Annotated in this window: 12 protein-coding genes and 5 tRNA genes; 15 read left to right on the plus strand and 2 right to left on the minus strand. The window is 70.1% G+C overall.

The genetic code is table 11. The annotated features are described in order from the left end of the window. Window positions 1-149: 149 nt before the first annotated feature. From KVT44_RS23755 to KVT44_RS23800, 10 genes are all read left to right on the plus strand, one after another. Entirely contained in the window at window positions 150-338 is a 189-nt protein-coding gene (locus tag KVT44_RS23755; RefSeq protein ID WP_067370993.1) for a hypothetical protein, read from the plus strand. 433 nt (window positions 339-771) lie between these two features. Further along, window positions 772-1,560, plus strand: a complete 789-nt coding sequence (locus tag KVT44_RS23760; RefSeq protein WP_067370995.1) for a fumarylacetoacetate hydrolase family protein — start codon at window positions 772-774, stop codon at window positions 1,558-1,560. Continuing rightward, entirely contained in the window at window positions 1,553-3,028 is a 1,476-nt protein-coding gene (gene gltX, locus KVT44_RS23765) for a glutamate--tRNA ligase (RefSeq protein WP_217568415.1), read from the plus strand. Before KVT44_RS23760 ends, gltX begins: the two co-directional genes overlap by 8 nt. 171 nt (window positions 3,029-3,199) lie before the next feature. Continuing rightward, window positions 3,200-5,425 (plus strand): FlgD immunoglobulin-like domain containing protein, encoded by a 2,226-nt coding sequence (locus KVT44_RS60580; protein WP_217568416.1) that lies wholly within the window; start codon window positions 3,200-3,202, stop codon window positions 5,423-5,425. A 35-nt stretch (window positions 5,426-5,460) separates the two neighbouring features. After that, on the plus strand, window positions 5,461-6,192 hold the full coding sequence (locus KVT44_RS23775) for an HAD family hydrolase (protein ID WP_099920486.1): 732 nt from the start codon (window positions 5,461-5,463) through the stop codon (window positions 6,190-6,192). An 89-nt stretch (window positions 6,193-6,281) separates the two neighbouring features. Next, window positions 6,282-6,353, plus strand: a tRNA-Gln gene (locus KVT44_RS23780). Between the two features lie 42 nt (window positions 6,354-6,395). Next, window positions 6,396-6,468: transfer RNA gene (locus KVT44_RS23785), tRNA-Glu, on the plus strand. A 62-nt stretch (window positions 6,469-6,530) separates the two neighbouring features. After that, window positions 6,531-6,603 (plus strand) — tRNA-Glu (locus KVT44_RS23790). Between the two features lie 20 nt (window positions 6,604-6,623). Continuing rightward, window positions 6,624-6,695 (plus strand) — tRNA-Gln (locus KVT44_RS23795). A gap of 29 nt (window positions 6,696-6,724) precedes the next feature. Then, window positions 6,725-6,797: transfer RNA gene (locus tag KVT44_RS23800), tRNA-Glu, on the plus strand. Between the two features lie 101 nt (window positions 6,798-6,898). Here KVT44_RS23800 and KVT44_RS23805 read toward each other — a convergent pair. Beyond that, window positions 6,899-7,543, minus strand: a complete 645-nt coding sequence (locus tag KVT44_RS23805; protein ID WP_099920485.1) for a MerR family transcriptional regulator — start codon at window positions 7,541-7,543, stop codon at window positions 6,899-6,901. A gap of 82 nt (window positions 7,544-7,625) precedes the next feature. Here KVT44_RS23805 and KVT44_RS23810 point away from each other — a divergent pair, with 82 nt between their 5' ends. After that, window positions 7,626-8,159, plus strand: a complete 534-nt coding sequence (locus KVT44_RS23810; protein ID WP_217568417.1) for a DUF4188 domain-containing protein — start codon at window positions 7,626-7,628, stop codon at window positions 8,157-8,159. Between the two features lie 148 nt (window positions 8,160-8,307). Here the strand turns inward: KVT44_RS23810 and ndgR are convergent, their stop codons facing one another. Beyond that, window positions 8,308-9,024, minus strand: a complete 717-nt coding sequence (gene ndgR / locus KVT44_RS23815) for an IclR family transcriptional regulator NdgR (RefSeq protein ID WP_015036427.1) — start codon at window positions 9,022-9,024, stop codon at window positions 8,308-8,310. 189 nt (window positions 9,025-9,213) lie between these two features. Here ndgR and leuC point away from each other — a divergent pair, with 189 nt between their 5' ends. The 4 genes from leuC (at window position 9,214) to KVT44_RS23835 (ending at window position 12,553) form a co-directional block, all read left to right on the plus strand. Further along, on the plus strand, window positions 9,214-10,647 hold the full coding sequence (gene leuC / locus KVT44_RS23820; protein WP_217568418.1) for a 3-isopropylmalate dehydratase large subunit: 1,434 nt from the start codon (window positions 9,214-9,216) through the stop codon (window positions 10,645-10,647). A gap of 6 nt (window positions 10,648-10,653) precedes the next feature. Next, window positions 10,654-11,247 (plus strand): 3-isopropylmalate dehydratase small subunit, encoded by a 594-nt coding sequence (gene leuD / locus KVT44_RS23825; RefSeq protein WP_095852419.1) that lies wholly within the window; start codon window positions 10,654-10,656, stop codon window positions 11,245-11,247. Window positions 11,248-11,524: 277 nt separating this feature from the next. After that, window positions 11,525-11,755 carry a hypothetical protein gene (locus KVT44_RS23830; RefSeq protein WP_054235400.1) on the plus strand — a complete coding sequence of 77 codons (231 nt, stop codon included), beginning with the start codon at window positions 11,525-11,527 and terminating at the stop codon, window positions 11,753-11,755. Window positions 11,756-11,893: 138 nt separating this feature from the next. Continuing rightward, on the plus strand, window positions 11,894-12,553 hold the full coding sequence (locus KVT44_RS23835; protein WP_054235399.1) for an HU family DNA-binding protein: 660 nt from the start codon (window positions 11,894-11,896) through the stop codon (window positions 12,551-12,553). The last annotated feature ends 64 nt before the right edge of the window (window positions 12,554-12,617 follow it).

Raw genomic sequence — 12,617 nt, forward strand, 5'->3', positions numbered from 1 at the left:
CACATGGCGATCATGAGGTCTTCACGGCTCCGACCGGGAATTGCATGTTTAGCCTGACGCTTTACAGGGATGGCAAATCCGACAACCCGCGCCGACCAGGCGGTCCTTGACCTCCCGCGGCGCCCACCACGACGAGGTCTAGGACAACAGTGAAGACGACGATGATGTTCCGCAACATAGCCAACCCGCGACGCACCACGCTGGCGCACCTCGAGGACGCCGACGCGCTGCAGACGCCGGAGCAGCCGGAGCACTCGGTCGACCTCCCCACCCAGACCGCCAACCCTCGCCGCACCATCCTGATGGAAGCCCCGGTCACGGCCGCCGTCGCCGAGTAGTACGCACGCGGACCGCCGCCGACTCATCGCGCCGGGGGCCGGTCGCCGCACCTGGCCGAGGGTCGCGCGACGCAGGTGGCTGAGGGGCCGCCAGGCGCCGATGGCCGACGGACGGCACGCATGGTCGCCGGTCGCCCCACGCGCACGGCCGGCGACCGACCGCCACATACGGCCGATGGCCGGAGGGGCACGTGGATGATGGCCCCCGGCGCTGGTGGCCGGCGGCGGCCACAAACGGCGGTCGGCCAACTGGCACACACGGCGGGCAGCCGCCCGGCACACAGGGTGGACAGCCGCCCGGCCACACGGTGGACAGCCGCCCGGCACACACGGCTTGCGGCCCACCGGCGGATATACGCGAGGCTCGCCCCCCTCCCCGCGTTAGCCTGGAGCGTCAGACTCCAGCCAGCTCAGTGAGGGGCGCAAGGATCCCGTGCGCATCGCCAGGTTCTCCATCGACGGCAACGTCGCTTTCGGCGCGGTCGAGGGCGACAAGCCGGACGAGCTCGTCCTCGACATCATCAAGGGCATTCCGTTCGCGGACTTCGAACTCTCCGGTACGAAGGTCCCGCTGAGCAAAGTGCGGCTGCTGCCGCCGGTGCTCCCCAACAAGGTCGTGGCCTTCGGCCGCAACTACGCGGAGCACGCGAAGGAACTCGGCAACGAGGTACCCGACGCCCCGTTCGCCTTCTTCAAGCCGTCGACCTCGGTGATCGGCCCCGGCGACGAGATCCAGTACCCCTCCTTCTCCAGCGAGCTGCACCACGAGGCCGAGCTCGCCGTGGTCATCGGCCGCATGTGCCGCGAGGTCCCGCGCGAGCGCGTCAAGGACGTCATCCTCGGTTACACCTGCGCCAACGACGTCACCGCGCGTGACGTCCAGAAGCGCGAGAAGCAGTGGGCCCGGGCCAAGGGCTTCGACAACTCCTGCCCGCTCGGCCCCTGGGTGGAGACGGACCTCGACCTCGCCGCGATCGCCGAGGGCATCACGATCCAGTGCACGGTCAACGGCGCGCAGCGCCAGCTCGGCCGCACCAGCGAGATGATCCACTCCGTCGAGGACCTGATCGTCAACATCACCGAGGCCATGACGCTGCTCCCCGGCGACGTGATCCTCACCGGCACCCCGGCTGGGGTCGGCCCCCTGAACGTCGGCGACGAGGTCGCCGTCACCATCGAAGGCATCGGCACTCTCACCAACAAGGTGATCAAGCGTGGCTAACGCGAACGTCCGCGTACGTTTCTGTCCGTCCCCGACCGGCAACCCCCACGTGGGCCTGGTCCGCACCGCCCTGTTCAACTGGGCGTTCGCCCGGCACAACGAAGGCACCCTGGTCTTCCGCATCGAGGACACCGACGCGGCCCGCGACTCCGAGGAGTCGTACAACCAGCTGCTCGACTCGATGCGCTGGCTGGGCTTCGACTGGGACGAGGGCCCCGAGATCGGCGGCCCGCACGCGCCGTACCGCCAGTCGCAGCGCATGGACATCTACAAGGATGTCGCCCAGAAGCTGCTGGACGCCGGCCACGCGTACCACTGCTACTGCTCCACCGAGGAGCTGGACGCCCGCCGCGAGGCCGCCCGCGCCGCCGGCAAGCCCTCCGGCTACGACGGCCACTGCCGCGACCTCACCGACGAGCAGAAGGCCGCCTACGTGGCCGAGGGCCGCACGCCCATCGTCCGCTTCCGGATGCCCGACGAGGCGATCACCTTCACGGACCTGGTCCGCGGCGAGATCACCTACCTCCCGGAGAACGTTCCGGACTACGGCATCGTCCGGGCGAACGGCGCACCGCTCTACACGCTGGTCAACCCGGTCGACGACGCCCTGATGGAGATCACCCACGTCCTGCGCGGTGAGGACCTGCTCTCCTCCACCCCGCGGCAGGTCGCCCTCTACAAGGCGCTGATCGAGCTGGGCATGGCCAAGGAGACCCCCGCCTTCGGCCACCTGCCGTACGTCATGGGCGAGGGCAACAAGAAGCTCTCCAAGCGCGACCCGGAGTCCTCGCTCAACCTCTACAGGGAGCGCGGTTTCCTCCCCGAGGGCCTGCTGAACTACCTGTCCCTGCTCGGCTGGTCGCTCTCGGCGGACCGCGACATCTTCTCCATCGACGAGATGGTCGCCGCCTTCGACGTCACGGACGTGAACCCGAACCCGGCCCGCTTCGACCTGAAGAAGTGCGAGGCGATCAACGCCGACCACATCCGCCTGCTCGACGTGAAGGACTTCACCGAGCGCTGCGCCCCCTGGCTGCGGGCCCCGTTCGCCCCCTGGGCGCCGGAGGACTTCGACGAGGCGAAGTGGCAGGCGATCGCCCCGTACGCCCAGTCGCGGATGAAGGTCCTCTCCGAGATCACGGACAACGTCGACTTCCTGTTCCTGCCGGAGCCGGCCGTCGACGAGGCCTCCTGGACTAAGGCCATGAAGGAGGGCAGCGACGCCCTGCTCCGCACGGCCCGCGCGAAGCTGGACGCCGCCGACTGGTCCTCCCCGGAGTCCCTCAAGGAGGCCGTCCTGGCCGCCGGTGAGGAGCACGGCCTCAAGCTCGGCAAGGCCCAGGCGCCGGTCCGCGTCGCCGTCACCGGCCGCACGGTGGGCCTGCCGCTCTTCGAGTCCCTGCAGATCCTGGGCAAGGAGAAGACGCTGGCCCGGGTCGACGCCGCACTGGAGCGGCTCGCCGCGTAGGCACACGGTGTACGCACAGGGGGCGGTGTCCGGTTCGGACGCCGCCCTCTTGGTGTGCGCCGACCCGTCACCCGGAGTTCACCGTTCCTGTCAACTCCCGCTCTGGCGGGGCAGTTGTATGTCCCCCGTGCTCATGATGCGTCTGTGCGCCATGTTTCAGGGGAGGGGAACGTGACCCGTTCACGAAGACTTGCCGCAGTGGCCCTCAGCGGGGCCGCGGCCCTGTCGTGCTCCGTGCTCACCGCGCCCGCGCACGCCGCGCCGAGCGTCGACACACCCGTGGCCACCGTCCAGCTGAGCAGCACGCTGCCAACCGAGGTCGACTACACCTGGGCGGGATCCTCCGGGTTCCGCTACCGGCTGCCCGAGAGTTCGGGAACGCCCCAGTGGGCCGACTACCCGGGTGCCACACCGCCCGCACACCCGGGCCCGGACGACCTGACCACCGGCACCGACGTCATCACCAGCGTCTCCGGCGCCACCGTGACCCAGCAGCACCGCTCCACCGGCGTGACCGCCACGGTCACCGTCCCGTCCGGCCAGACGTACCGGGCCGCCTCCGGCTGGAGCGTGCTCACCCAGGACGCCGCGGGCGCCCCGCACGTGCTGCGTGCCGCCGCCGACGGCACCACCACCGATCTTCCGGTGACCGGGCTCCCCGACGGTGCCCAGCTCACCGGCACCTTCGTCACCGGCGGCTCGGTGCGCCGCCTCGCCGTCGTCTACACCCGCGACGGTGCCACCGACGTGGGGCTCGTGGACCTCGCGGACGGGACCTTCCGTACGTACCTCACCGGCGTCGGCGACTCGCCCCGGATCGTCTTCAACGACCGCTGGCTGGTCAACGGCACCAAGGCGATCCGCGTGGACTCCGCCCCCGGCACCATCACGGCGTCTTTCCTGGGCGAGGCGCAGGCCGTGGTCGGCGACCAACTCCTCACCGGCAACGCGATGTTCCTGCCCGGCGGCGCCACCCCCGAACTCACGGCCGTCTCGCTCACCGACAACACGGCCCACACACTGCTCGCCAACTCCAAGGGCTCCTTCCTGGCCACCCCGGACGGCGGCGCCCTCGCCACCGCCGGACCGTCGAGTGTCGACTGGCACGTGTACCGGGTCACCCCCGCCGAGGACGGCTCCGCCACCACCGAGAAGGCGCTCGACCTGCCCGCCTGGCAGGCCTCGCCGGACGGCATGACGCTCGCCGGGGGCGAGCTGCTGATGTACGGCAACACGACGCACACCGGCGGCATCTACGGCTTCTACGGCATCCCGCTGGACACCGCAGGCAGGCCCACCGGCCTGCAGTCCCGTCGCGGCCCGACGCTCCAGGGCTCGACCTGCCCGGGCGGCGACGCCGCGTGCCCGCAGCTCGAAGCACTGGGCGACGGCCGGGTGGCCTACCTGTGGACCGACGCCCAGGGCGAGGAGCACGTCCTGGCCGTCGGGCTCGACGCGACGACCATCGCCGACGAGCCCACCGGAGACGCGGGCGGCCGCATCGGCACCGGCACCGGGCGCTACGTCCTCTACAACGGCGGCATCCCCGGCAGCCAGCGGGTCGCCGACTTCCCGCGCGGCGCCACCGCCGGCGGGACCGCGCTCGACCGCACCCGCACCGCCGCCGCGGTCTGGGGCCAGCGCCTGTGGACCCCCGGCAGCACCCAGGGCACCGTCGTGGCGTACGACCTCAAGGCCAAGAAGAACGTCGCCACCGTCGACACCGGCGCCCCCTGCAGGCCCAGCGAGATCCAGGCCGTCAACGTCTGGCTGTACTGGAGCTGCGGCTCGGCCGGCCCCGCGGGCGTCTACGACCGTGCCGCGAACCGCGCCATCACCGTTCCGTCCGGGCAGGCCCGCCTCGCCGACGGCTATCTCGTCCGCGAGAACCGCACCACGCACGAGCTGCTGCTCACCGACTTCCACACCGGCACGGCGACCACCCGGACGGTGGCCGTGCTGCCCGCCGCGGACCAGAACACCGGCGGCAGCACCGGCCGCTGGGCGGTCGACCGGTTCGGCGGCAACGTCGCCTACCTCACGGACAGGCGTCAGGTGGCGATCGTCACGGCGGGCGTGCCGACCTCGGCGCTCGCCCAGATGGAGGCACAGACCGACCCGCAGCCGGGCGGCCCCACCACCGCGAACCCCTGGCGGCCCGTGTGGCAGCTGAACAAGCCCTCGACATGGCGGCTGACCCTGAGCAACGCCTCCGGCACCGTCGTGCGCACCCTCACCGGCGCCTCCACCGCCGCCGCGGTCCGCCCCGCCTGGGACGCCCGTACGGACGCCGGCACTAGCGTTCCGTCCGGCACCTACACCTGGAAGCTGACCGCCGAGCCGCGCGACGGCCAGGGGCCGGGCCTCGCCCTGACCGGTACGACCACGGCCGGCTGAGGGACAGCCGACGCGCCCGGGGATACGGTCGGTGCATGAGCATCGACGCGGTGGTCTGGGACATCGACGACACGATCTTCGACTACACGGCCGCGGACCGGGCCGGCATGCGGAACCATCTGGCGGCCGAGGGCCTGCTCGGCGGCGCGTCCGTCGAGCAGGCCCTCGCGCGCTGGCGCGAGGTCACCGACGCGCAGTGGGCGCGGTTCTCGGCGGGTGAGACGGACTGGCAGGGCCAGCGCAGGGAACGCGTCAGGGTGTTCCTCGGGGAGCCGCTGAGCGACACCGAGGCCGACGCCTGGTTCGACCGATACATCACCCACTACGAGTCCGCCTGGAGCCTTTTCCCGGACGTCCTGCCCGTCCTGGACAGCCTCGTCGCCAGCCACCGGCACGCGGTCCTGTCCAACTCCAGCCTCCTCGTGCAGGACCGCAAGCTGCGGGTCCTCGGTGTGCACGACCGCTTCGAGGCGATCCTGTGCGCCGCCGAGCTCGGCGTCTCCAAGCCCGCCGCGGCCGCCTTCCACGCGGCCTGCGAAGCCCTGGAACTGCCGCCGCATCGGGTCGCCTACGTCGGTGACCACCCGGAGATCGACGGACGGGGCGCCGCCGAGGCCGGCCTGTTCTCCGTCTGGATCGACCGGGACGGCACGCACACCGCCGCAGGCGGTCCGCCGACGGGTCCGCACCGGATCGCCTCGCTGGCCGAACTCCCCGCGGTCCTCGGCGCCGATACCCGTTTTGGAGCGTCGTCCACCTTCAGGTAATGTTCTTCCTGCGCCGCCGAGAGCGGGCCGAAAGGCCGGGACTCGGAGGCGCTAGCTAAAACAAGATCCCGCACGGGATTGAGTTTCAGTGGCCTATGGTGTAATTGGCAGCACGACGGTTTCTGGTTCCGTTAGTCTAGGTTCGAGTCCTGGTAGGCCAGCTCGCAGAGCTCATCTGCAAACGCGGAGATCAACTCCGTAACGCCCCCGTTGTGTAGCGGCCTAGCACGCTGCCCTCTCACGGCAGTAGCGCCGGTTCGAATCCGGTCGGGGGTACAGATCCTTCCCAGGAAGACAGTCCGGGTCGCACCCGCTGTCTCTCATGCAGGATCGCTAGGGCCCCCGTTGTGTAGCGGCCTAGCACGCCGCCCTCTCAAGGCGGTAGCGCCGGTTCGAATCCGGTCGGGGGTACGCTTTACCTTGAATAACCTTGGTCTATGGTGTAATTGGCAACACTACGGTTTCTGGTACCGTCATTCTAGGTTCGAGTCCTGGTAGACCAGCTCCGATCTGCGGAAACGCAAGATCTAAGGCCCCCGTTGTGTAGCGGCCTAGCACGCCGCCCTCTCAAGGCGGTAGCGCCGGTTCGAATCCGGTCGGGGGTACAGAGTCCTACGGGCCTCCACTTCGGTGGGGGCCCGTAGGCGTTTCCCGGCCGGCCCCGCGCCCCGTCGTACGGCCCGACACGCCCGGCCCGTACGACCGCTCACTCGATGCCGTACCGCCGCGCCGACTCCTGCTCCTGCGCCAGCCGGTGCAGCGCCCGCAGCACCGGCTCGAAGAGCACGGCCGAGGCGACCGCGGTCTCCACCCGCTCAGCGTCGGACGTGTGCGTCTCCAGGTAGTCCAGGTCTCGCATCGCCACCTGGCGCATCAACTCCGCGTACGGCGCGAGGAGTTCGGCGTCCCAGGAATAGCCGAGCCGGATCAGCGTGGCCACCGCCGCCACCAGCGAACGGTGCACGGGGGAGAGGGGCGCGAGCTCCCGTGCGGTCTCCCAGCCCAGGTCCGCCAGCAACTGGTCCACCTCGCGGCGCGCGGCCCGGACCGCCGGGTCCTGATCGTCCGGTTCGGGCTCCTGCGGCAGCGCCCACAGGGCCGCGCCCAGCCGGATCGTCCGGCCCAGGGACTCGTCGTCGACGTGTCCGAGAACCTCCCGGGCCGTGGCCACCGGCACCCGGCCCACCTGGATCAGCGCCCGCACCAGCCGCAGCCGGCGCAGATGGCTCTCGTCGTAGTCCGCCGTCGTCGTGTTGACCTGGCGCCCGGGAGTCAACAGCCCTTCCCGCAGGTAGTACTTGATCGTCGCGGTGGACACCCCGCTCCGCTCGCTCAACTCCGACAGCCGCATCTCTTGCGCCCTTCCTTGGGTGGCGCCACTATCCAAGCATGGCGCCATCGGATAGCGCCGCTCGCCAACGGAGGGGGACGAGATGTCCGGTACCCGGGTGACCGCAGGCCGTACCACCGCAGCAGCCCAGGGGGACGTGGTCGTCCTGCTGATCGGCATGCGCGTGAACCACTTCTGGGCGGTGCACCAGTGGGTACCGGTGTTCTTCGCCATGCTGCGCATGGTGCGGGACCTGGAGAAGGACGGCAGTCGGGGTCTGCTCGGCCGCGTTCTGCTGACGGCGTCACCACGGACGTACTACGTCGTCCAGTACTGGGAGTCCAAGGAGAAGCTGTACGCGTACGCGTCGGCGCCCGACATGTTCCACCACGAGGTGTGGGCGATCATCAACCGCAAGGAACGGGCGGGGAAGGTGCGGCAGCACGTGGGGATCTGGCACGAGGCGTATGTGGTGCCGGAGGGGTCGTACGAGTCGATCTACGCGGACATGCCGCCCTTCGGGCTCGCGGCCGCGTACGGGGCGTTGCCCGTGGAGAAGCGGGGGCGGCGGGCGGCGGACCGGTTCGCTCATCGGTCGCCCAAGGCGGGAGCGGAGACCGGGGGAGTGGCGGGTTGATCGGATGGTGCGGGCCCGCTGCGGCGGGTTGCGCGGTTCCCCGCGCCCCTGGGGGCGGGGAGGTGTTCGGGGGGTGAGCCTGCCGCGGCGTTGAGGCCGGCTCGTCCCCCGGTGTCGTACTGGACCGGTGTCGTGCTGGAGGTGTGGCTCAGCCCGTGCGGCGGAGGGCCTCGGAGAGGCGGGCGGCGGCGTCGATGACCGCCTGGGCGTGCATACGGCCAGGGTGCCGGGTCAGGCGCTCGATCGGACCGGAGACCGAGACGGCGGCGACCACCCGGTTCGAGGGTCCGCGCACCGGCGCGGAGACCGACGCGACGCCCGGCTCGCGCTCGCCGATCGACTGGGCCCAGCCCCGGCGCCGTACGCCCGAGAGCGCCGTGGCGGTGAAGCGGGCGCCCTGGAGGCCACGGTGCAGACGCTCCGGCTCCTCCCAGGCCATCAGGATCTGCGCCGAGGAACCGGCCTTCATCGTGAGCGTCGAGCCGACCGGGACCGTGTCCCGAAGGCCGGACAGGCGCTCGGCCGCGGCGACGCAGATGCGCATGTCGCCCTGGCGGCGGTAGAGCTGGGCGCTCTCGCCCGTGACGTCGCGCAAGTGCGTGAGCACCGGGCCGGCCGTCGCGAGGAGTCGGTCCTCGCCCGCGGCCGCGGCCAGCTCGGCGAGGCGGGGGCCGAGAATGAAACGGCCCTGCATGTCACGCGCCACCATGCGGTGGTGTTCAAGTGCCACGGCGAGGCGATGTGCCGTGGGTCGTGCCAGTCCGGTCGCCGCGACCAGTCCCGCGAGGGTGGCCGGACCGGACTCCAGAGCGCTCAGGACAAGGGCTGCCTTGTCCAGAACGCCGACGCCGCTACTGTTGTCCATGCAACGATACTCGCGTCTCACTCTGTGAAACGCAAGTTCAATTTTCGGTGGAACGCGCCACCCTTGTAGACACAGCGGCCCGCGGACCAACGGGCCCGGTGGAGGGCGTCCGGACGAGGGGTACGGACGCCGCCGCCCCGGAAATCTCTAGTTGGGCCGGCGCCACACAGGCCGGCCGGAGGGAAAGCGATGGGTAGGACACTCGCGGAGAAGGTCTGGGACGACCATGTCGTCCGGCGCGCCGAGGGCGAGCCCGACCTCCTCTTCATCGATCTGCACCTGCTGCACGAGGTGACCAGCCCGCAGGCCTTCGACGGCCTCCGCCAGGCGGGGCGTCCCGTGCGCCGTCTCGACCTCACCATCGCCACCGAGGATCACAACACCCCGACCCTCGACATCGACAAGCCCATCGCGGACCCGGTCTCCCGGGCCCAGCTGGAGACCCTGCGCAAGAACTGCGCCGAGTTCGGTGTACGGCTGCACTCGCTGGGTGACGTCGAGCAGGGCGTCGTCCACGTGGTGGGACCGCAGCTGGGTCTGACCCAGCCCGGCACCACCGTGGTCTGTGGCGACTCCCACACCTCCACGCACGGCGCCTTCGGCGCGCTGGCGTTCGGCATCGGCACCTCGCAGGTCGAGCACGTGCTGGCCACCCAGACGCTGCCGCTGGCCCGGCCCAAGACCATGGCCATCACGGTCGAAGGCGAGCTGCCCGACGGCGTCACCGCCAAGGACCTGATCCTGGCGATCATCGCCAAGATCGGTACGGGTGGCGGCCAGGGCTACATCCTGGAATACCGCGGCTCCGCCATCGAGAAGCTCTCGATGGAAGCCCGGATGACCATCTGCAACATGTCGATCGAGGCCGGCGCCCGCGCGGGCATGATCGCCCCCGACGAGACCACCTTCGAGTACCTCAAGGGCCGTGCGCACGCCCCCGAGGGCGAGGAGTGGGACGCGGCGGTCGCGTACTGGAAGACCCTGAAGTCGGACGAGGACGCGGTCTTCGACGCCGAGGTGGTCATCGACGGCCCGTCGCTGGCGCCGTTCGTCACCTGGGGCACCAACCCCGGCCAGGGAGCGCCGCTTTCGGCGGCCGTCCCCGACCCGGCTTCGTACGAAGACGCTTCGGAGCGCATGGCCGCCGAAAAGGCCCTGGAGTACATGGGGTTGACCGCCGGACAGCCGCTGCGCGACATCAAGGTCGACACCGTCTTCGTAGGTTCCTGCACCAACGGCCGCATCGAGGACCTGCGCGCCGCCGCCGAGATCGTCGAGGGCCGCAAAGTCGCCGACGGCGTACGGATGCTGGTGGTCCCCGGTTCCGCGCGGGTCGGTCTGCAGGCCGTCTCCGAGGGCCTGGACGTGGTCTTCAAGGAGGCCGGCGCCGAGTGGCGGCACGCGGGCTGCTCGATGTGCCTGGGCATGAACCCCGACCAGCTGGCTCCCGGTGAGCGCTCCGCGTCCACCTCGAACCGCAACTTCGAGGGCAGGCAGGGCAAGGGTGGCCGTACGCACCTGGTGTCGCCGCAGGTCGCCGCCGCCACCGCCGTACTCGGCCACCTGGCCTCCCCGGCCGATCTCGCCGACTCGTCTGCCGCCCGCACGCCCGCTGGAGTCTGAGAAGTCATGGAAGCATTCATCACGCACACCGGCCGGGCCGTTCCGCTGCGCCGCAGCAACGTCGACACCGACCAGATCATCCCCGCCCACTGGCTCAAGAAGGTGACCAGGGACGGTTTCGAGGACGGGCTGTTCGAGGCCTGGCGCAAGGACTCGTCCTTCATCCTCAACCAGCCCGAGCGCAAGGGCGCCACGGTCCTGGTCGCGGGCCCCGACTTCGGCACCGGCTCCTCCCGCGAGCACGCCGTCTGGGCGCTGCAGAACTACGGTTTCAAGGCCGTCATCTCGTCCCGGTTCGCGGACATCTTCCGGGGCAACTCGCTCAAGAACGGCCTGCTCACGGTGGTTCTGGAGCAGAAGATCGTGGACGCGCTGCAGGAGCTGACGGAGAAGGACCCCGAGGCCGAGATCACGGTCGACCTGGAGGCCCGCGAAGTGCGCGCCGAGGGCATCACCGCCGCCTTCGAGCTCGACGAGAACGCCCGCTGGCGGCTGCTGAACGGGCTGGACGACATCTCCATCACCCTCCAGAACGAGGGCGACATCGCGGAGTACGAGGCCAAGCGGCCGTCGTACAAGCCGAAGACGCTCCAGGTCTGACGCCCGGGCCGCTTCGCGGCTGAGGCAGGGCTGATTTCAGCCACCGCAACACCCCTCTGTACCCCCAATCGTGGACGGTTGGGGGTACAGCTGTGTCTGCCCCCGGACGCCCCCGGAGCGCCCCCTCAGAGGGCTTCAACTCCCCTAGTTACAAAGGAGATTGCCTGGGTACGCGCCACTTGGGGGCGCGGTGCTCCGGGGCGCTCAGGACCCCCTCCAGGGGCGGCAGTTACCCCCTGGGCAGGCGACAACTCGCCCCAGATGGCACAATCTGTGCATGGAACACGACGGCCAACTCGAGCTCTATGCGGCAGTCGCGGCCCAACTGAAGGAAGCGCACACAAGAGTGCGCGCACTGCAAGTCCCGGAGGGCGTACGGATGGCGCTGACCCGGAAGCTGCTGGTCATTACGGCCGTGGCCAAGCACGATCTCGCCGACGCGACAAGGCGGCTGGAGCGGTTCACCACCGACCTCGACGAGGGTCGATTCCTCGAAGGGGATCGCTGAGGAACTCCGCGACAGCCCGAGTTCGTTGCGGCACAAGGGTGATTAGCCCGTTTCGTGTTTGATTTGCGGTATATATCTGCCTAACGTGCGAAAAAGCTTGAACGCATTCGTTCGGGCAATGTCTCCGAAGGGGAAGACGTGAACAAGGCGCAGCTCGTAGAAGCGATTGCCGACAAGGTCGGCGGGCGTCAGCAGGCCGCCGACGCGGTCGACGCCGTACTGGACGCGATCGTCCGTGCAGTTGTCGGCGGGGACCGGGTCTCGGTCACCGGCTTCGGTTCCTTCGAGAAGGTCGACCGTCCGGCTCGTTACGCCCGCAACCCGCAGACCGGTGAGCGTGTTCGGGTCAAGAAGACCTCGGTGCCGCGCTTCCGCGCCGGTCAGGGCTTCAAGGACCTGGTGAGCGGCTCGAAGAAGCTCCCGCGTGGTGGCGAGGTCGCGGTCAAGAAGGCGCCCAAGGGCAGCCTGACCGGCGGCGCCGCGGCGACCGTGAAGAAGGCCGCGGCCAAGAAGGCCACCACCGCCAAGAGGGCGACGGCCGCGAAGAAGACCACCGCCGCCGTGAAGAAGACGGCCGCGAAGAAGACCACCACCGCCGCGAAGAAGACCACGGCGACCGCCAAGAAGACGACCGCCAAGAAGACCACGGCGACCGCCAAGAAGACCGCGGCGAAGAAGACCACCGCCAAGAAGGCGACGGCCAAGAAGGCCCCGGCGAAGAAGGCGACCGCCAAGAAGGCCCCCGCCAAGAAGTCGACGGCTCGCAAGACCACCGCCAAGAAGGCCACCGCCCGCTAGAAGCAGGGGCGCAGGGCAACCCACGCGCCGGGCCGGACTCCCACGGGGAGCCCGGCCCGCGGCG

The sequence above is a fragment of the Streptomyces sp. GbtcB7 genome (assembly GCF_019091445.1).
In the GTDB taxonomy this organism is placed as follows: Bacteria; Actinomycetota; Actinomycetes; order Streptomycetales; family Streptomycetaceae; genus Streptomyces; species Streptomyces mirabilis.

Coding starts and splice junctions, on each gene's coding strand:
- KVT44_RS23810 (WP_217568417.1), top strand. CDS start 7,626: ATGTCCGGTACCCGGGTGACCGCAGGCCGTACCACCGCAGCAGCCCAG.
- leuD (WP_095852419.1), top strand. CDS start 10,654: ATGGAAGCATTCATCACGCACACCGGCCGGGCCGTTCCGCTGCGCCGC.
- leuC (WP_217568418.1), top strand. CDS start 9,214: ATGGGTAGGACACTCGCGGAGAAGGTCTGGGACGACCATGTCGTCCGG.
- KVT44_RS23805 (WP_099920485.1), bottom strand. CDS start 7,543: ATGCGGCTGTCGGAGTTGAGCGAGCGGAGCGGGGTGTCCACCGCGACG.
- KVT44_RS23775 (WP_099920486.1), top strand. CDS start 5,461: ATGAGCATCGACGCGGTGGTCTGGGACATCGACGACACGATCTTCGAC.
- KVT44_RS23830 (WP_054235400.1), top strand. CDS start 11,525: ATGGAACACGACGGCCAACTCGAGCTCTATGCGGCAGTCGCGGCCCAA.
- ndgR (WP_015036427.1), bottom strand. CDS start 9,024: ATGGACAACAGTAGCGGCGTCGGCGTTCTGGACAAGGCAGCCCTTGTC.